Origin of the sequence: Bradyrhizobium sp. 164 (assembly GCF_023073715.1) — a bacterium.
GTDB lineage: Bacteria > Pseudomonadota > Alphaproteobacteria > Rhizobiales > Xanthobacteraceae > Bradyrhizobium.
Window position 1 is genome coordinate 202,538 of record NZ_JADPKA010000110.1, and the last position, 18,038, is coordinate 220,575.

General features: G+C 64.5%; 20 protein-coding genes and 1 riboswitch. Of the genes, 13 read left to right on the forward strand and 7 right to left on the reverse strand.

The genetic code is table 11. The features are described 5' to 3' along the window. The first annotated feature begins 153 nt into the window (after positions 1-153). From lgt to IVB01_RS33860, 5 genes are all read left to right on the forward strand, one after another. On the forward strand, positions 154-999 hold the full coding sequence (gene lgt, locus IVB01_RS33840) for a prolipoprotein diacylglyceryl transferase (protein WP_247277541.1): 846 nt from the start codon (positions 154-156) through the stop codon (positions 997-999). 21 nt (positions 1,000-1,020) lie between these two features. Beyond that, complete coding sequence (locus tag IVB01_RS33845; RefSeq protein WP_247277542.1) at positions 1,021-2,139, forward strand: SAM-dependent methyltransferase; 1,119 nt, start codon at positions 1,021-1,023, stop codon at positions 2,137-2,139. Next, positions 2,136-2,903, forward strand: a complete 768-nt coding sequence (pgeF, locus tag IVB01_RS33850) for a peptidoglycan editing factor PgeF (RefSeq protein ID WP_247277543.1) — start codon at positions 2,136-2,138, stop codon at positions 2,901-2,903. Before IVB01_RS33845 ends, pgeF begins: the two co-directional genes overlap by 4 nt. A 99-nt stretch (positions 2,904-3,002) precedes the next feature. Beyond that, positions 3,003-3,617, forward strand: coding sequence for a hypothetical protein (locus IVB01_RS33855; RefSeq protein ID WP_247277544.1), 615 nt, complete (start codon positions 3,003-3,005; stop codon positions 3,615-3,617). 195 nt (positions 3,618-3,812) lie between these two features. Next, the gene (locus IVB01_RS33860; protein ID WP_247277545.1) at positions 3,813-4,766 is read left to right on the forward strand and encodes a ribose-phosphate pyrophosphokinase; all 954 of its coding nucleotides are present in this window, start codon (positions 3,813-3,815) and stop codon (positions 4,764-4,766) included. 216 nt (positions 4,767-4,982) lie between these two features. Here IVB01_RS33860 and IVB01_RS33865 read toward each other — a convergent pair whose 3' ends face one another. Next, on the reverse strand, positions 4,983-5,555 hold the full coding sequence (locus IVB01_RS33865; RefSeq protein WP_247277546.1) for a 6,7-dimethyl-8-ribityllumazine synthase: 573 nt from the start codon (positions 5,553-5,555) through the stop codon (positions 4,983-4,985). A gap of 77 nt (positions 5,556-5,632) precedes the next feature. Continuing rightward, a riboswitch (FMN riboswitch) is annotated at positions 5,633-5,807 on the reverse strand. Positions 5,808-6,238: 431 nt separating this feature from the next. On the opposite strand from IVB01_RS33865, the gene IVB01_RS33870 reads away from it, so the two are divergent. Continuing rightward, positions 6,239-6,739, forward strand: a complete 501-nt coding sequence (locus IVB01_RS33870) for a YbjN domain-containing protein (RefSeq protein WP_247277547.1) — start codon at positions 6,239-6,241, stop codon at positions 6,737-6,739. A 217-nt stretch (positions 6,740-6,956) separates the two neighbouring features. Further along, the gene (gene proC / locus IVB01_RS33875; RefSeq protein ID WP_247277548.1) at positions 6,957-7,781 is read left to right on the forward strand and encodes a pyrroline-5-carboxylate reductase; all 825 of its coding nucleotides are present in this window, start codon (positions 6,957-6,959) and stop codon (positions 7,779-7,781) included. Positions 7,782-7,796: 15 nt separating this feature from the next. On the opposite strand, the gene IVB01_RS33880 is transcribed toward proC, so the two are convergent. From IVB01_RS33880 to IVB01_RS33895, 4 genes are all read right to left on the reverse strand, one after another. Next, a complete protein-coding gene (locus IVB01_RS33880; RefSeq protein ID WP_247277549.1) occupies positions 7,797-8,189 on the reverse strand; it encodes a hotdog domain-containing protein in 393 nt (130 codons plus the stop codon). A gap of 87 nt (positions 8,190-8,276) precedes the next feature. Continuing rightward, complete coding sequence (locus IVB01_RS33885; RefSeq protein ID WP_025033847.1) at positions 8,277-8,480, reverse strand: tautomerase family protein; 204 nt, start codon at positions 8,478-8,480, stop codon at positions 8,277-8,279. A 119-nt stretch (positions 8,481-8,599) separates the two neighbouring features. Further along, on the reverse strand, positions 8,600-10,114 hold the full coding sequence (gene hisS / locus IVB01_RS33890) for a histidine--tRNA ligase (RefSeq protein WP_247277550.1): 1,515 nt from the start codon (positions 10,112-10,114) through the stop codon (positions 8,600-8,602). 206 nt (positions 10,115-10,320) lie between these two features. Further along, positions 10,321-11,403 carry a branched-chain amino acid aminotransferase gene (locus IVB01_RS33895; protein ID WP_247277551.1) on the reverse strand — a complete coding sequence of 361 codons (1,083 nt, stop codon included), beginning with the start codon at positions 11,401-11,403 and terminating at the stop codon, positions 10,321-10,323. A gap of 340 nt (positions 11,404-11,743) precedes the next feature. On the opposite strand from IVB01_RS33895, the gene IVB01_RS33900 reads away from it, so the two are divergent. The 3 genes from IVB01_RS33900 to IVB01_RS33910 are packed head-to-tail and all read left to right on the forward strand — an operon-like array spanning position 11,744 to position 14,430. After that, positions 11,744-12,286, forward strand: a complete 543-nt coding sequence (locus IVB01_RS33900) for a MarR family transcriptional regulator (protein ID WP_247277552.1) — start codon at positions 11,744-11,746, stop codon at positions 12,284-12,286. Further along, complete coding sequence (locus IVB01_RS33905) at positions 12,283-13,014, forward strand: response regulator transcription factor (protein WP_247495206.1); 732 nt, start codon at positions 12,283-12,285, stop codon at positions 13,012-13,014. The genes IVB01_RS33900 and IVB01_RS33905 overlap by 4 nt, the downstream gene beginning before the upstream one ends. A gap of 27 nt (positions 13,015-13,041) precedes the next feature. Continuing rightward, on the forward strand, positions 13,042-14,430 hold the full coding sequence (locus tag IVB01_RS33910) for an ATP-binding protein (protein WP_128946364.1): 1,389 nt from the start codon (positions 13,042-13,044) through the stop codon (positions 14,428-14,430). A 65-nt stretch (positions 14,431-14,495) separates the two neighbouring features. On the opposite strand, the gene IVB01_RS33915 is transcribed toward IVB01_RS33910, so the two are convergent. Continuing rightward, positions 14,496-15,026: a DUF3617 family protein gene (locus tag IVB01_RS33915; protein ID WP_247277554.1), complete on the reverse strand. Its 531-nt coding sequence runs from the start codon at positions 15,024-15,026 to the stop codon at positions 14,496-14,498. Positions 15,027-15,070: 44 nt separating this feature from the next. Further along, complete coding sequence (locus IVB01_RS33920) at positions 15,071-15,376, reverse strand: hypothetical protein (protein WP_247277555.1); 306 nt, start codon at positions 15,374-15,376, stop codon at positions 15,071-15,073. 183 nt (positions 15,377-15,559) lie between these two features. Between IVB01_RS33920 and IVB01_RS33925 the strand changes: the two genes are divergently transcribed. The 3 genes from IVB01_RS33925 (at position 15,560) to rlmJ (ending at position 17,895) form a co-directional block, all read left to right on the forward strand. Next, on the forward strand, positions 15,560-16,021 hold the full coding sequence (locus IVB01_RS33925) for a hypothetical protein (RefSeq protein WP_247277556.1): 462 nt from the start codon (positions 15,560-15,562) through the stop codon (positions 16,019-16,021). A 119-nt stretch (positions 16,022-16,140) separates the two neighbouring features. After that, positions 16,141-16,845, forward strand: a complete 705-nt coding sequence (locus IVB01_RS33930) for a ribonuclease T2 (protein ID WP_247277557.1) — start codon at positions 16,141-16,143, stop codon at positions 16,843-16,845. Positions 16,846-17,034: 189 nt separating this feature from the next. Further along, the gene (rlmJ, locus tag IVB01_RS33935; RefSeq protein ID WP_247495207.1) at positions 17,035-17,895 is read left to right on the forward strand and encodes a 23S rRNA (adenine(2030)-N(6))-methyltransferase RlmJ; all 861 of its coding nucleotides are present in this window, start codon (positions 17,035-17,037) and stop codon (positions 17,893-17,895) included. Positions 17,896-18,038 lie beyond the last annotated feature (143 nt).

Below are 18,038 nucleotides of genomic sequence, written 5' to 3' on the forward strand. Positions count from 1 at the left end.
CAATCCGACTGGGCCGGTTCAAGGGCCGAGCGGGGGCATCCTTGTCATGCCCCGGTTTCCTTGCAATCGTATTCAACGTCCCTGCATAACAAGAATCACTGGGCGTCTGCTGGCGCTCGATCGCCGCAATCTCGTTCAGCCATAGAAGGCGCGATGCCCTTTCTGCTCATCGACTTTCCCGCCTTCAAGCCGATCGCCCTCGAGATCGGTCCGTTCGCGATCCGCTGGTATGCGCTGGCCTATATCTGCGGCATCGTGTTCGGCTGGCTCTATGCGAGATCGCTCCTCAAGAACCAGCGTCTGTGGGGCGGACCCGCACCGATCTCGCTGCTCCAGATCGACGATTTCATCCTCTGGGTCACGCTCGGCATCATCCTGGGCGGCCGCACCGGCTACGTGCTGTTCTACAATCTGCCGTTCTTCATCGACCATCCCGCCGCGATCTTCAAATTGTGGGAGGGCGGCATGTCCTTCCATGGCGGCTTCCTCGGCTGCGTCGTCGCGGTAATGTTGTTTGCTCATCGCAACGGCATCTCGATCCTGTCGCTCGGCGACATCACCACCGCGGTCGCCCCGGTCGGGCTGCTGCTCGGACGCATCGCCAATTTCATCAATGGCGAATTGTGGGGCCGCGCTACCGATGCGAGCCTGCCTTGGGCGATGATCTTCCCGAACGATCCCACACAGCTGCCGCGCCATCCGAGCCAGCTCTATGAGGCCGGCATGGAAGGCATCCTGTTGTTCGCGGTGCTCGCGATCATGATCCGCTTCGGTGCCCTGAAGCGGCCCGGCATGATCCTCGGCGCCTTCATCCTGATCTATGGTCTGACCCGGATCGCCGGCGAACATTTTCGCGAGCCGGACGCCCAGCTCGGCTTCCTGTGGGGCGGGTTAACCATGGGCATGCTGTTGTCGATCCCGATGCTTATCGTCGGCACCATACTTATTGTATGGGCAGTCAGGCGCGGCGCGCCGAAGCCCATCGAGGCCATTCGTTAATTCATTCCGAGAACATAGATCGTGACCGACTCGCCGCTACTCAACGAGATCAAGGCGCTGATCAAATCCTCAGGCCCGATGCCGGTCTGGCGCTACATGGAATTGTGCCTGATGCACCCGCGCTACGGCTATTACGTCTCGCGCGATCCGCTCGGGCGTGAGGGCGATTTCACCACCGCGCCCGAGGTCAGCCAGATGTTCGGCGAGCTCTTGGGACTGTGGGCCGCCTCGGTGTGGAAGCAGATGGGCTCGCCGCACTTTTTGCGGCTGATCGAGCTCGGCCCCGGCCGCGGCACCATGATGGCGGACGCGCTGCGCGCATTGCGCGTGCTGCCGCCGCTCTACCAGGCACTCCACATCCACATGGTCGAGGTCAATCCGGTGTTGCGCGAGCGGCAGAGTGCGACGCTGGCGAACGTGCGCAACATCGCCTGGCACGACAGCATCGACGAGGTGCCGGAAGGTCCCAGTATCATCCTCGCCAACGAATATTTCGACGTGCTGCCGATCCATCAGATGATCCGCTACGAGAACGGCTGGCACGAGCGCGTGATCGAGATCGATCCCAACGGAAAACTTCAGTTCGGCGCCGCGCCCGAGCCGACGCCACGCTTCGACGTGCTGCTGCCGCCCTTGGTGCGCGCCGCGCCGGTCGGTGCCGTGTTCGAATGGCGGCCCGACAGCGAGATCATGAAGCTCGCCACGCGCGTGCGCGACCAGGACGGCGCGGCGCTGATCATCGACTACGGCCATTTGCGCAGCGATGCCGGCGATACGTTTCAGGCGATCGCGCGCCACAGCTTCACCGATCCCCTGAAGGCCCCGGGCCAAGCCGACGTCACCGCCCATGTCGACTTCCAGGCGCTGGCGCGTGCGGCCGAGGATGTCGGGGCCCGCGTGCACGGGCCGGTGACGCAGGGCGACTTCCTCAAGCGCATCGGCATTGAGACCCGCGCGGCGGCGCTGATGCAGAAGGCTACGCCCGAAGTCGCAACCGACATTTCGGTGGCGCTCAAGCGCCTGACCGATACGGGGCGCGGCGGCATGGGCTCGATGTTCAAGGTGCTCGGCATCTCCGAGCCAGGTTTGACCGGTCTTGCCGGTCTCAGCGATCTCGAACGCGCCGGAGAAGCCTCATGACGCTTGCCTCGTCGCTGCTGTCGGCCGTGCCCGGCCTGCGTCATGCCTTCTTCACCCGCGAGGGCGGCGTCTCCAGCGGCATCTATTCCGCGCTGAACGGCGGGCTCGGCTCCAACGACGATCAGGCCCACGTCGCCGAAAACCGCCGTCGCATGGCCGAGCATGTCGGCGTCGCACCGGAGCGTTTTCTCAGCCTGCACCAGATCCATTCGCCCGACGTGCTCGTCGTAGATCGCGCGTGGCCGAACGGGCCGCGGCCGAAGGGCGATGCGCTTGTCACCAGGACATCCGGGATTGCGCTCGGCATCTCCACCGCCGATTGCGGGCCGGTGCTATTCGTCGACCCCAATGCGCGCGTGATCGGCGGTGCGCATGCCGGCTGGAAGGGCGCGCTATCAGGCGTGCTGGAAGCAACGATCTCGGCGATGGAGAAGCTCGGCGCCACGCGCGACGGCATCATCGCGGCGATCGGCCCCTTGATCCGGCAGGAGAGCTACGAAGTCGGCAACGAGTTCGTGGCGCGTTTCATCGAGGCGGATGCGGACAACGCGATGTTCTTCATCCCGTCGGTACGCGAGAGCCACGCGATGTTCGATCTCGCCGGCTTCATCCGGACGCGGCTGGAAGCCTCCGGCATCCTGATGGTCGACGATCTCGGTCTCGACACCTATGCCGATGAGCGCTTCTTCAGCTATCGCCGCTCGGTGCATCGCAAGGAGCCGGACTACGGTCGCCACATTCATGCCATCGCGCTCGAAGCGTGAACACAAGAGCAACACGCTGTTGTCCCGGGATGACGGTGCTGTTTGTGGCTAGCCTGCCCTAGACCTTAATCGATTTTAACGATATCGCTGCCCTCCATAATGAGGGAAGCGTCATCTTTTCCGCGTCGCGCGGGCGCACGCGTGCTGGCGGTCATGCTGCTGGCGGCTGCGACCATGCTTGCCGGCTGCGCCGGCGGCAACGCGCCGAGCAATTCCTATGCGATGGCGCCGAACGGTGGCTCGGGCGCAACGGTCGCCTTCGAATCGATCGACGGCCCGCCGCCGCAGGTGTTCGACCGCATGGTCGGTGTGCTCGACAGCGAATCCAAGCTGCGCAGTCTGTCCGTCGTCTCCCGCGAGGGCACGGCGGCCTATCGCGTGCGCAGCTACCTCTCGGCTCAAATCGTGCGCGGCAAGACCATGATTGCATGGGTCTGGGACGTCTACGACGCCAACCAGCAGCGGGCGCTGCGCCTCTCCGGCGAGGAACCCACGTCCGCCAAGGGCGGCCGCGACCCCTGGGGCGCTGCCGACGACCTGGTGCTGCGAAAGATCGCCCAGGCCGGATTCAGCGGACTTTCCAACATGATCAACGGAACGCCGGATGCCTCAGGCGTAGCTCCAGGCCTGCGGGGACCGGCCGTGGCGACCATCATTCCGGTCGCGCCCGCGCCGGACATGCCGGCCACGGCGCTCGGCTACGCCGAGCCATAACCCCCGCTAAACCACGGGCCCAAGTTACGGCCAAACCGTTGGCCCGACTCAGGATTTTCGAAGGGAAAACGTAGCGTCCCGGGTTGCCATTCGAGCCCCCGGCCTGATATTTCCTCGCCCGTCGTAACCGTGCTTCCAATGGGTATTCGTAGGATGTTGAAGGTCGTATCCAGCAAAGCGCGGGAGGAAGCGTCCATGTCGGCCAAAAACGGCTCCATCAAGCTCGTCGCCGGCAACTCCAATCCGGCTCTGGCGCAGGCCATTGCGCAGGGCCTCGACCTGCCGCTGACCAAGGCGGTGGTGCGGCGCTTCGCCGACATGGAGATCTTCGTCGAGATCCAGGAGAACGTCCGCGGCTCGGATGCCTTCGTCATCCAGTCGACCTCGTTCCCAGCGAACGACCATCTGATGGAGCTCCTGATCATCACCGACGCGCTGCGCCGCTCCTCGGCGCGCCGCATCACCGCGGTGCTGCCCTATTTCGGCTACGCCCGGCAGGACCGCAAATCGGGTTCGCGCACGCCGATCTCGGCCAAGCTCGTGGCCAATCTGATCACGCAGGCGGGCGTCGACCGCGTCATGACGCTCGACCTGCATGCCGGCCAGATTCAGGGCTTCTTCGACATCCCGACAGACAACCTTTACGCGGCGCCGCTGATGGTGCGCGACATCAAGGAGAAGTTCGATCTCTCCAAGGTGATGGTGATCTCGCCCGACGTCGGCGGCGTGGCCCGCGCGCGCGGCCTCGCCAAGCGCATCAACACCCCGCTCGCGATCGTCGACAAGCGCCGCGAGCGTCCGGGCGAGTCCGAGGTCATGAACGTGATCGGCGACGTCGCCGGCTACACCTGTATCTTGGTCGACGACATCGTCGATTCCGGCGGCACCCTGGTGAACGCGGCCGACGCGCTGATCGCCAAGGGCGCCAAGGACGTCTACGCCTACATCACTCACGGCGTGCTCTCCGGCGGCGCGGCGGCCCGCATCTCCGGCTCCAGGCTGAAGGAGCTGGTGATCACCGACTCGATCCTGCCGACCGAGGCGGTGACCAAGGCGCCGAACATCCGCACGCTGCCGATCGCCAGCCTGATCTCCGACGCGATCGCGCGCACGGCCGCCGAAGAGTCGGTGTCGAGCCTGTTCGACTGATTTCTTTATTGTCATTCCGAGGCGGCGCGTCAGCGCCGAACCCGGAATCTCGAGATTCTTAGGTGCGCAACTGCGCACCGTAGTTCTCGCTACGCGAGCCCCCGGAATGACTTCAGTCTCGTAGGGTGGGCAAAGGCGCAAAGCGCCGTGCCCACCTTTCTCTTTCGATGAAGCTGGTGGGCACGCTTGCGCTTCGCCCACCCTACGGCAGTCTGCCTACCCCACGATCCCCGCCGCGACCTGGCCGCGCAGACGTTCCAGGCCGAGCAATGTCTCCGCACAGGCGGCCGCGACCTCCGTGCCCTTGATCGCAAAATGCTTGCGGAAGAAGTCGTAGTGCACCTCGGTCTCGTGGAATTGCTGCGGCGTCAGCACGGCCGAGAACACCGGCACCTCGGTGCGGAGCTGCACGTCCATTAGCGCCTTGATCACGGTGTCGGCGACGAATTCATGGCGGTAGATGCCGCCATCGACGACGAGTCCGGCCGCAACGATCGCGGTGTAGCGGCGCGTCTTGGCGAGGACCTGCGCATGCAGCGGGATCTCGAACGAGCCGGGCACTTCGAACACGTCGACATGGGTGAGGTGCCGCGCTTCTGCCTCCTTCAGGAAGGCGAGGCGGGCCTCCTCGACCACGTCGCGGTGCCAGCAGGCCTGCACGAAGGCCACCCGCTGCGGCTTTGCGAAGCGCGGGTGTTCGGGCGCGGGTCCTTGCGGAACCGGCGGTTCGGCGACTTCAGTTTCGACTGTGGAGGTTTGGACTTGGGGATCTTGCAACATCTGATTCATGGCTTTCCTCGGTTTAAGGACCAGAATCAGGGCACACGGAACGACAAACAGCCGCATCTTGCGATGCGTCTGCCACCGACCGTTCTCTTTCATCCGGACTTTGACCGTCGGCTTCGGAGTTGCACCGAATCTGCTGACCCTTCCCTTCGGCAAAATCCTTTTCAGGAAAGAACCTCGGGGAAGGCGCTCGCGGGCTTGGGCCTTTCGGCCCTTACCGCCGGTGGGGACTTTCACCCCGCCCTGAGAACATCGGCCGTTCGGGATGAACGGCCTGCCAGCAAATATGCCGCCGGCGAGCCGTTGCGGCAAGCGCGTTCCGCATGGGCAAAGCGCATGGTCCCATGCCGTCGCGGTGGGAGCGGCCCTCGCGGGACGGAATTAGCAATTGGCGCCGGCCGCCCGAATGCGATTCCGGTTTGTTCTCCCTCGTCCGGTTTTGCCTCTCCCCGTTAACAATTGTGGCGGAGATGAGCTGTGGACGAACGAGTCCTGGCTTGTGGACGGACTCGGGACGCGGTTGCGCAGATTCCGCAAATCACATCACTTGATCCGCGACAGGCCCGCGCTGATCCGAAGGGATCGCAAGAGCGACCCTAGGGATCGCCGTAGCGACGTTTAGGGAGCGCGCGCCGGGCCAACCGCGTGCGTATCAAAACAACAAGAAGGCAAGAGGTCGAGACGGCATGTCCCTGCTCGAAGGCACTATCGATTCCAAGAGCCATCCGCTCGCGGTGGTCGAGGATATCGCTGCCAGCAACAACTGGCCGTTCGAACGCTCCGGCGAAGACGAACTCACGATTGTCTCGAAGGGACAATGGACCGATTACCAGCTCTCCTTCACCTGGATGGGCGAAATCGAGGCGCTGCATCTGGCCTGCGCCTTCGACATGAAGATCCCACTGCAGCGCCGGGGCGAGGTGCAGCGGCTCGTCGCCGCGGTCAACGAGCAATTGTGGGTCGGCCATTTCGACCTGTGGACCAACACCGGCATGATCATGCACCGCCAAGCGCTGGTGCTGCCGGGCGGCCTCACTGCCTCCACCGCGCAATGCGAAGCCATGCTCGCAGGCGCCATCCACGCCTGCGAGCGCTACTTTCCGGCGTTCCAGTTCGTGGTGTGGGCCGGCAAGACCACCGCGCAAGCCATGGACGCGGCGATGTTCGACACGGTGGGCGAGGCGTAGGGCGCCTCGCTCCCCAGCGCGTGAGGAGGGCATCGCCCATCCTTCGTCGTCCTGGACAAGCGATGACGGCGCGAAGCGCTGTCGTCGCGCAGATCCAGGATCCATACCGCGGGGACTCTCCGTATCTCGCGATGCTTGTTGCTCTGCCCTCCATCCACTAGAACCACTTGGGGTCATGGGTCCTGGCTTGGCCTGGACGACGGATTTGGCAGCAGCGATGGCGAACAACACCCTCCAAAACATCACCGGCACCATCCTCCTCGCTGGCGCCGGCAAGATGGGCGGCGCGATGCTGAGCGGATGGCTGGCGGGCGGGCTCGATCCGCGCCGCGTTGCGGTGATCGATCCGCACCTCTCGCCCGAGATCACCGCGCTTGCCGCCAAGGGCGTTGCGCTCAATCCTGACATGAAAGCGGCGGGCACGGTCGAGACGCTGGTCGTCGCGGTGAAGCCTCAGATGTTCCGCGAGGCCGGCGCCAAGCTGAAACCATTCGTTTCGGACAAGACGTCGGTGGTCTCGATCATGGCAGGCACCACCATCGCCTCGCTTGAAGAGGTCTGCGGCGGCGCCGTGATGCGCGCGATGCCGAACACACCGGCCGCGATCGGCCGCGGCATCACCGTCGCCGTCGCCGCACAACACGTCAGCTCGGCTCAGCGCGCGGTGGCCGATGCGCTGCTGCGCGCCACCGGCTCGGTGGAATGGGTCGAGGATGAAGGCCTCATGGACGCGGTCACCGCAGTCTCCGGCTCAGGGCCCGCGTATGTCTTCCTGCTCGCCGAGGAGCTCGCGCGCGCCGGTGTGGAAGCGGGATTGCCCGAGGCGCTGGCGACCAGGCTTGCGCGCGAGACCGTCGCCGGCTCCGGCGAGCTGCTGCACCAGTCCGAGCTTGCTTCAAGCACGCTGCGCCAGAACGTCACCTCTCCCGGTGGCACCACCGCTGCCGCCCTCGACGTGCTGATGGGCGAGCCCGGACTGCGCGAGTTGATGATCCGCGCAATTGCGGCCGCGACGAAGCGGTCGAAGGAATTGGCGAAGTAGCTAACGGACTCGCAACTACGCTCCTAGTCGCTTGTTGAACATCTCGACATTGACGAGACCGCGCGCGTGGCGGCCCTCGCCGAGTTTGCGGGTGCTCTCGAACGCCTCGACCTCGAACCGGATGACGCGGCGCTCGACCGTGACGACTTTCGCTGTGGTCCGCACCGTCGCACCGACGCGAGCTGCCGCCAGATGGCGGATGTCGACCTCGGTGCCGACGGTGACCCACCCGGGCTGAAGCGCGGAGCGGATCGCATCGCTTGCGGTCATCTCCATCTCGAGGATCATCATCGGCGTCGCATAAACAAACGGCATGCCGGGCACGAAATGCCCGACCGTGCGCTCCACCGGCACCACCAGCGTGCGCTCTGCGCTCATGCCGATCGTGATGAAGTCGCGTGCGTCCATATTCTTTCTCGTCATTCCAGGCGCAAAGCGCGAACGCGGAAGCCAGAGATTAGCCCTGACGGGCTGCCCCGGAATGATGCTAACGCGTCACTTCTTCGCAGCCGCCGCGCGCTCAACAAAGGTCTTGCCGCCCTTCATCTTGTGGCGCAGCGGGGCCTCGTTGATCTGGATAACGACGGCATCGGCGTCGACGCCGAGATTCTTCACGAGCGCCTGGGTGATGTCGCGCATCATGCCGGCCTTCTGCTCGTCGGTGCGGCCTTCGGCCATGCTGATTGTGATCTCAGGCATCGTCTTCTCCCTGCTCGTCGTTCATCATCTATTCGTCATTGCCGGGCTCGATCCGGCAATCCATCATTTGGAAGATGGATGCGCGGGTCAAGCCCGCGCATGACGAATGGAGCGAATGGCTAGCCCCAGCTCACGTCATGGCGCGCCAGGACCTCGCGCACCTTGGCGACGAGATCGGCCTCGCTGCACGAGAATTGCGCCGGGCGGCTCTCGCGCCATTCCTGGTTGGAGGCGATCGCAGCGGCGGCCTTGGCACCTTCTATCAGATCCTTGATCTGAACCTCGCCGCGCGCCTTCTCGTCGGAGCCCTGGATGACGACGCAGGGCGCGTTGCGGCGATCGGCATATTTGAGCTGATTGCCCATGTTCTTGGGATTGCCGAGATAGAGCTCGGCGCGGATGCCGGCGGTGCGCAAGGAAGCGACCATCTTCTGATAGTCGGCGACGCGGTCGCGGTCGAACACGGTGACGACGACGGGCCCGAATTCCGGCCGCGTGTCGAGCTTGCCGAGCAGCGTCAGTGCGGCCTGCAAGCGAGACACGCCGATGGAGAAGCCAGTCGCCGGCACCGGCTCGCCGCGAAAGCGCGAGACGAGGCCGTCATAACGTCCGCCGCCGCCGACCGAGCCGAAGCGCACCGGGCGGCCCTTCTCGTCCTTGGTGTCGAGCAGGAGTTCGAGCTCGTAGACAGGGCCGGTGTAATATTCGAGGCCGCGCACAACGGAGGGATCGATGCGAATGCGGTCCGCGCCGTAACCCGAAGCCATGACCAGCTTGGCAATTTCTTCCAGCTCGCTCACGCCGGCCTGACCGACTTCGCTCTTGGCGAGGTACGTTTCTGCGGCGGCGATAGCTTCTTTCCAATCATCGCGCTGCTTGGTGATGGCGAGAACAACGTCAGCCTCCGCCGCACTCAGATTGGCGCCTTTCGTGAAGTCGCCCTTGCCCTCTTCGCCGCCGTCCCATCGTCCGGGACCGAGCAATTTGCGCACTTCGTCGGCGGAAAACTTGTCGAGCTTGTCGATCGCGCGGAGCACGGTCAGCCTGCGTGCCGCGTTGTCGTCGCCGCCGAGCCCGATGGCTTCCAGAACACCGTCGAGCACTTTTCGATTGTTCACCTTCACGACGTAAGAGCCGCGTGCAATCCCGAGCGCCTCCATCGTATCAGCCGCCATCATGCAGATCTCCGCATCCGCCGCCGGCGTCGCCGAGCCGACCGTGTCGGCATCGAACTGCATGAACTGGCGGAAGCGTCCGGGACCGGGCTTTTCGTTGCGGAACACGTAACCGGCGCGGTAGCTGCGATAGGGCTTTGGCAGCGTGTCGAAGTTTTCAGCGACGTAGCGGGCGAGCGGCGCGGTCAGATCGTAACGCAGGCTGATCCATTGCTCGTCGTCGTCCTGGAACGAGAACACGCCCTCGTTCGGACGGTCCTGGTCGGGCAGGAATTTGCCGAGCGCATCGGTGAATTCCATCGCCGGCGTCTCCACCGGCTCGAAGCCATAGAGCTCGTAAACAGCGCGGATCTTCTCGACCATCTCGCGCGTCGCCCGGATCGCGGCGGGATCGCGATCCTCGAGCCCGCGCGGCAGGCGCGCCTTCAATTTCTGGGGTTTTTTGGGTTTCTCGGCCATGCGCGGCGTTTACCAGCCGACGCGCGGTGCGGCAACCGTTCTTGCCCTCTCCCCTTGTGGGAGAGGGTGGCTCGCGGTAGCGGCGAGACGGGTGAGGGGTTTCTCTCCGCGAACAAACCTCTCGCGCTTGAACTCGCGAAGACAACCCCTCAGCCGGCGCTTCGCGCCACCTTCTCCTACAAGGGGAGAAGGTATAGGTAAAAGCCTCAAAACACTTTGCGGATCCAGTTGTGCGGATCGTTGGTGCGGCCGTACTGGATGTCGACGAGCTGCTTGCGCAGGCCCATGGCGACCGGGCCGGCCGCGCCGCCACTGATGTCGAAATCGCCGCTCACCGAGCGCACCTTGCCGATCGGCGAGATCACGGCGGCAGTGCCGCAGGCGAAGGCTTCTTTCAGCCTGCCGCTGGCGGCGTCCTTGCGCCACTGGTCGAGCGAGTAGGGCTCCTCGCGCACCGTCTTTCCGGCATCGCGGGCGAGCGTGATGATGGAGTCGCGTGTGATGCCCGGCAGGATGGTGCCGAGCGGCGGCGTTGACAGCGAGCCGTCGTCGAACACGAAGAACACATTCATGCCGCCGAGCTCCTCGATGTAACGGCGCTCGAGCGCATCGAGGAACACGACCTGATCGCAGCCATGCTGGATCGCTTCCGCCTGGGCGCGCAGGCTCGCGGCATAATTGCCGCCGCATTTGACGGCGCCGGTGCCGCCGATCGCGGCGCGCGTGTAGTTCTCGGACACCCAGATCGACACCGGTGCAGGGCCGCCCTTGAAATAAGAGCCCACCGGCGAGGCGATGACCGCGAAGATGTATTCGGATGACGGCTTGACGCCGAGGAAGGTCTCGCTCGCGATCATGAAGGGCCGTAGGTAAAGACTGCCCTCGCCGCCCGGCATCCAGGCGCGATCGATGCGCACGACCTGCTCGACCGCCTCGATGAAGACATCCTCGGGCAATTGCGCCATTGCCATGCGGTCGGCCGAGTCCTTGAATCGCCGCGCATTGGCGTCGGGGCGAAACAGGTTCACGCCGCCGTCGTCGCGCTTGTAGGCCTTGAGGCCCTCGAAAATTTCCTGAGCGTAATGGAGAACCGCGCCGGCCGGATCGAGCTGAAAGTTGGCGCGCGCCTCGATTTTGGCCTCGTACCAGCCGCCCTTGGCCTGATTGTAGCGGACGATCGCCATGTGATCGGTGAAAACTCGCCCGAACCCTGGGTCCACCAGCTTGGCGACGCGGTCCTTCTCAGGAGTCGGATTGGATGCGGGCTGGATGTCGAATGTCATGCTCATGTCCTTGGCTCCCGCTGCCGGTATCGGCGCTGTTCTGGCACCGGCCCGCCCCTGTTCGGGGCCGGCTGGCTTCATTAGGTGTCTGGCTGGACCGCCGCCAGCCTTGTTACGGCCGGTTTCCCGTGGCCAGCATGTCGCCGAGGACATGCTTTTGCGGAAGGCGGAAGTCCAGTATGTTTTGTCGAAATGCCGCTCGACAATCGCACGGTAGATCTGCTCCGGCCGTCGTCGCCTGTCCGGCTGTTTCCGCCGTCCCTGCTTCGACGCCGCCCGTCGCGATACGATCTAAAATTTCGTACGGGCCAATCGTTTTGTAACATTGAACCCAAGATACGTCAATATGCCTGACATAAATTTCGCGAGTCCGTCTCAAGACGCCGCCGAGCCTCGGCCGGCCGCAGGCGATGGAGGCAATTTGCGCTGGGATATCATCGAGCTGCTGTTCTTCGCTTATCGCGATTTCGTGGGCGATCCAGACCAGGAGCTGGAGGCCTTCGGCTTCGGCCGGGCCCATCACCGGGTCATGCACTTCGTCTATCGCTATCCCGGCCTCAAGGTCGCCGATCTCCTCGACGTCCTGCGCATCACAAAACAATCGCTCGGCCGCGTGCTCAAGCAGCTTCTCGACGAAGGCTATATCGTGCAGAAGACCGGCGACAATGACCGTCGTCAGCGCCTGCTCTATGCGACGCCGAAAGGCGAAGCGCTGGTGCAGAAGCTTGCCGGGCTCCAGACCACGCGGATCACCAAGGCGCTTGCCGAGATAGGTCCGCAGGATGCCGAGACCGTCAAGCGCTTCCTGCGCGCGATGATCGATCGCGACGATCCGGACAAGGTGCTCGAGACGATCTTCGCTTCCGTCAACCACGACGCCAAGGAGTGACCGTGCCGCTCGCTGCCACGCTCGCCCGCCCGCCGGTGCAACCCGCCGACGATGCCCCGCATCTGCTGCTGGTCGACGACGACCGCCGCATTCGCGATCTGCTGTCGCGCTTCCTCGCCAGCGAAGGCTATCGGGTCTCGACCGCCGCCAGTGCCAGCGATGCGCGCGCCAAGCTCATGGGCTTGCATTTCGATCTCTTGATCCTCGACGTCATGATGCCCGGCGAGACCGGCTTCGACCTCGCCCGTTTCATCCGCACCTCGTCCTCGGTGCCGATCGTGATGCTGACGGCGCGGCACGAGGCAGAAGCGCGCATCGAGGGCCTGCAGATCGGCGCCGACGACTATGTCGCAAAACCGTTCGAGCCGCGCGAGCTCGCGCTGCGCATCAACAACATCCTCAAGCGCGCCGCGCCGCCGCCGCAGGCGGCGACCGTGGAGAAGATCGCTTTCGGACCCTACGTCTACCATCTCGAACGCGGCGAGCTGCGCCAGGGCGATGAGGTCATTCACCTCACTGACCGTGAGCGCGAGATGCTGCGCATCCTCTCGGAGACGCCGGGCGAAACCGTGCCGCGCAGCGCGCTGACCGGCAACGGCAGCGTCAACGAGCGCGCCGTGGACGTTCAGATCAACCGCCTCAGGCGCAAGATCGAGACCGATCCCGCCAATCCGCTATTCCTCCAGGCGGTGCGCGGCATCGGCTACCGGCTGGTGGCCTCGCCTTAAAGCCCATAGAGCAGTGAAGCGCCACCGATGAGCACGATCGATACGGGCCTGACGCTTCTGAAGAGCGCCGCTGGCCGCGTCTCCGCCGCCAATGGCTGGATGGGCAACGCATTCAAGGGCTGGATGCCGACCGGCCTCTATGCGCGCGCGCTGCTGATCATGATCGTGCCGATGGTGATCCTGCAATCGGTCGTCGCCTTCGTGTTCATGGAAAGGCACTGGAACACGGTGACTCGGCGCCTGTCCGCCGCGGTGGTGCAGGACATCGCCGCGCTGATCGACGTCTACAAGGGCTATCCGCAGGACAAGGATCGCGACCAGATCCGCCGCATCGCCCAGCAGCGGCTCGGCCTCGTCGTCGATTTCCTGCCTGCCGGTGACATGCCGCCACCGGGACCAAAGCCGTTCTTCTCGCTGCTCGACCAGACCCTGTCGGTGCAGCTCGGCCGCCAGATCGGGCGTTCGTTCTGGATCGACACGGTCGGCCGCTCCAACCTCGTCGAGATCCGCATCCAGCTCGACGATGCCGTGATGCGCGTGTTCGCCCAGCGCAGCGCCGCCTACGCCTCCAACTCGGAAATCTTCCTTTTCTGGATGGTCGGCACGTCCTCGATCCTGCTGATCGTCGCGGTGCTGTTCCTGCGCAACCAGATCAAGCCGATCCTGCGGCTCGCCGATGCCGCCGAGAGCTTCGGCAAAGGCCGCGAGGCGCCGAATTTCCGCCCCAGAGGCGCGCGCGAGGTGCGGCGCGCCTCCGTCGCCTTCCTCGAGATGAAATCGCGCATCGAGCGCACGATGGAGCAGCGCACCGCAATGCTGGCCGGCGTCAGCCATGACCTGCGCACCATCCTGACCCGCTTCAAGCTCGAGCTGGCGCTGATCGGCGATAGTCCCGAGCTCGAGGGCATGCGCAAGGACGTCGACGAGATGTCGATGATGCTGGAGGATTACCTCGCCTTTGCCCGCGGCGATTCCGGCGAGCAATCGCAGCCGACCGATATGGCCCAGGCCCTGGAAGAGCTGCGCAGCGATGCCGAACGGCACGGCCACACCGCGACCGTGGCGTTCCACGGCCTGCCAGTGGTGACGGTGAAGCCGGCCTCGTTCAAGCGCTGCCTTGCCAACCTCGTCACCAACGCCGCACGCTACGGCAAGGCCATCGCCATCACCGGCCAGCGCGATCACCGCTATCTCACGGTCACGATCGACGACGACGGGCCGGGCATTCCCGCGCATTTGCGCGAAGAGGTGTTCAAGCCGTTCCTGCGGCTGGACAACGCCCGCAACCAGGACGAAGGCGGCACGGGCCTTGGCCTCGCGATCGCCCGCGACATCGCCCGCTCCCACGGCGGCGACATCACGCTCGGCGACAGCCCGATGGGAGGATTGAGGGCGAGCGTGAGGATACCCGTGTAACTGCTCTTGCCTCTCCCCGTTAGAACGGGGCGAGGGAGCCCACCGATTTTCCGGCTACGATCTCGCTACTTCGGCAGCAGTCCCTTCAGCTTATCCACGTCGCGCACGTTCATCTTGAAGCCGCCTGGCATCACGATGTCGCCGGGCTTCTGGTCCGGCTTGCAGGCCCCGAGCCATTTCGCTTCAAGCGTCATGGTGCTATCGCGCCCGGCCGTGCCGGCGACGCCGCCTTGCGCATGCGAGGAGGTCCTCACCGTGTAGGCCGAGTTGAAATCGCCTGATATCTCGGCATGCGAGGTCGTGCTGACGCCAGCGACGTTGCACTCGGAATCGCTGACATAGCCGGTCGCGGTCTTCTTGATCTCCTGCTTGGCGCAGATCTGCCTGGCCATCGGGGAGACGTTGTTGCTCATCTCCTTGTCGACGGTCTCGTCAGTGCAGTGCTGCATGGTCATCTCGGGCACGGGCGAGCCGGTCGTGACCAGCTTCATTTCCCAAAGGCCGGCCTTGCGCAGCGGCAGATCGTCGGCGCTGGCGCTGCCTGCGAACAACACGAGACAGGCGGCCGAGCCGAGCAAAGCGAGTTTGCGCGTCATCGGGGGGGCTCCCGGCTGAGAGATTGCGGCGTTACGACCGCGGTTCAGTACAGCGTGCGGATCGGCTGCTCGGCGGCGCCGTAGGGCACCCAGCGGCAGGAGAACGAGATGTAGCCGCCCTCGTAGGCCTGCACCGCGAGAAATTTGGCGACTTTGCCGTAGCGCGCGCAGTGATCGACCGCGACCTGCCGCGCATCGACCTGGGTCGCCATCGAATAGGCGATGATGCCGCCGGTGTCGTTGCCCTTGAACGGCGGCACTGGAAGAATATCGGCCCGCACCGACTGGCTCGCCATCATACCCGAGACAACCAGGCTGGCGAGAAGACCCGCGGCCGCAATGATTCGCATTCCCGTCACTCCAATTGGTTGGCGCCAGTTTACGGTGCCGGGATGGAAGTGGAAAGAACGGAAGCCATGCCGAGCGCGACGTTGTGGTCAACTCCTGGCGAAGTGTTGCCGCGCTGCACTTGACCCCGCCCAGCCTTCGCGGCACGGTCCCACCTTCGCAAGACCCAGCAGTCCGGATTGCCCATGCGCGCCCCCTCCCTGAAATCGCTCCGCTTTGCCGCCGTGCTCGGCCTCATGTTCGGGGCGCTATCGCTCGGTGAGGCCAGGGCCGCCAATCCGCTCGAGACGAATTTCTGGCTGAGCGGGCCGCGCTACGATGGCGCCGTCGCCGATTGCGACAAGGCGCTGCCGACGATCGCCACCCAGTTCTGGGAGAAGGAAAGCTCGTTCTGGAATTCCTCGTTGAAGATCACCGGCTTCTCCGCCGTTCGCGAGACCGCTTTCCGGCCCTGGCAGTCCGACAACATTCCGCGCCGGTATTGCACCGGCGACGCCATGCTCAATGACGGCAAGGTGCGCAAGGTGCATTTCTCGATTATCGAGGATGGCGGCTTCGCCGGCTACGGCAATGGCGTCGAATGGTGCGTCGTCGGAGTCGACCGCAACTGGGCCTACAATCCAGCCTGCCGCGCCGCCAAGCCCTGATTTGAAGAGTCCCGAGTCGGGCCGATCTGGCGACTGAGCGGCGGTGGCTGCATTTTGTTCTTGAAATGTTCTTATCGCCTACTAGGCTTCATTGCACAGTCTAGTTGAGGGGCATCGCCATGTTTCATTCCAGATTGCATTCGTTTTCCCGCCTGGTGATCTCGCTGACCCTTCCCCTGATCCTTGCCGCAGGCCTGGCCTCGTTCGCCGGCGGCGCAAAGGCCCAGGACAAGCGGCAAAACGCGCCGGGCGAGTTCGATTTCTATGTGCTGTCGCTGTCATGGTCGCCCTCCTTCTGCGAGGAAGCGGCCGAGCGCAACGGCCGCTCACACATGCAGTGCAGCGGACGGCCCTACGCCTTCGTGGTGCACGGGCTGTGGCCGCAATATGAAAACGGCTTCCCCGAATATTGCCAGCGGCCGGCACCGCGGCTGAACCGCGGCATCGTCTCCTCGATGCTGGATTTGATGCCGGCGCCGGGCCTGATCTTCAACGAATGGGACAAGCACGGCACCTGCTCCGGGCTCGAGAGCCGCAGCTATTTCGAAACGATCCGCAAAGCGCGCGCCGCGATCAAGATCCCGGCCGAATATCTCGATCTGTCGCAGGCCAAGACCGTGGCGCCGGCGGAGGTCGAGGACGCCTTTATCAAGGCCAATCCCGGCCTCAGCAATGCCGCCATCTCGGTCACCTGTAACCGGACACGGCTGTCTGAGGTCCGCATCTGCCTCAGCAAGGATCTGCAATTCCGCGCCTGCGACGAGCTCGAGCGCCGCACCTGCCGCCGCGAGCAGGTGACGATGCCGCCGATCAGGGGTGGGTAGAGGGAGCCCTCGGATCGCCATTCCGGAGCGCGCGGCTTGTCCGCCGCAGCCCGAAGAGCGAAGGCGGAAGCGCGGGGCTGGAATCCATCTGTCCGCATTCTCAAAGAAATGGATTTCGGGTTCGGTGCTGGCGCACCGTCCCGAAATGACGGCCGTTACTTTCGCCTCGCGATGTCGTAACTCTCCGCCATGAACTACCGTCACGCCTTCCATGCCGGCAGCTTCGCCGACGTCATCAAGCACATCGTACTGGCGCGCATCCTCACTTATTTGCAGGACAAGCCGGCGGCGTTCCGCGTCATCGACACCCATGCCGGCGCCGGCCTCTACGACCTCGACAGCAACGAGGCGCGCCGTGGCGGCGAGTGGCTGACCGGCATTGCGCGGCTGATGCAGGCGCGGCTGTCGAACGAGACCGCGGCGCTGACCAAGCCGTATCTCGACATCGTCCGCGCCTTCAATCCGAAGGGCGAGCTCAAGGCCTATCCGGGCTCGCCACTGATCGCGCGCGGCCTGCTCAGGCCGCAGGACCGCCTCATCGCCTGCGAGCTCGAGCCGAAGGCGCGGAAAGCGCTGATCGACGTGCTGCGCCGCGACGAGCAGGCTCGCGTGGTCGATCTCGACGGCTGGATGGCACTGCCCGCCTTCGTGCCGCCGAAGGAGCGGCGCGGCCTCGTGCTGATCGACCCGCCGTTCGAGGCCAAGGATGAGTTCGAGCGGCTTGGCGATGCCTTCTCGGCGGCGTTCGCGAAATGGCCGACCGGTATCTACGTCGTCTGGTATCCGGCTAAGAACCGGCGCGCCACCGACACGCTGGCGCAAACGGTGGCGCGGCTCGCAGCCGCAGCAAAGCCATCAGGAAAATGCCTGCGCCTCGAATTCAGTGTGGCGCCGCAGCTCGATGGCGCGGCCCTCACCTCCACGGGTCTTCTGATCGTCAACCCGCCCTACACGCTGCACGGCGAGCTCAAGACCATCCTGCCCGAGCTCGAAATGCCGCTCGGCCAGGGCGGCGCTGCCAGATTCCGATTGGAGGTGCCGAGGCCGTAACACTCCGGCATTCTTGGGAAAAATATGCAGGAACGGTAGTCAATCTGCGACGAACCGTATTATGCTGTTTCCGTGACTGGCTTTACGTTCCGCTTCCGCGAATGGTTGCGGCGGAGTGAAGGCCCAAGAAAGATCCGGCCGGA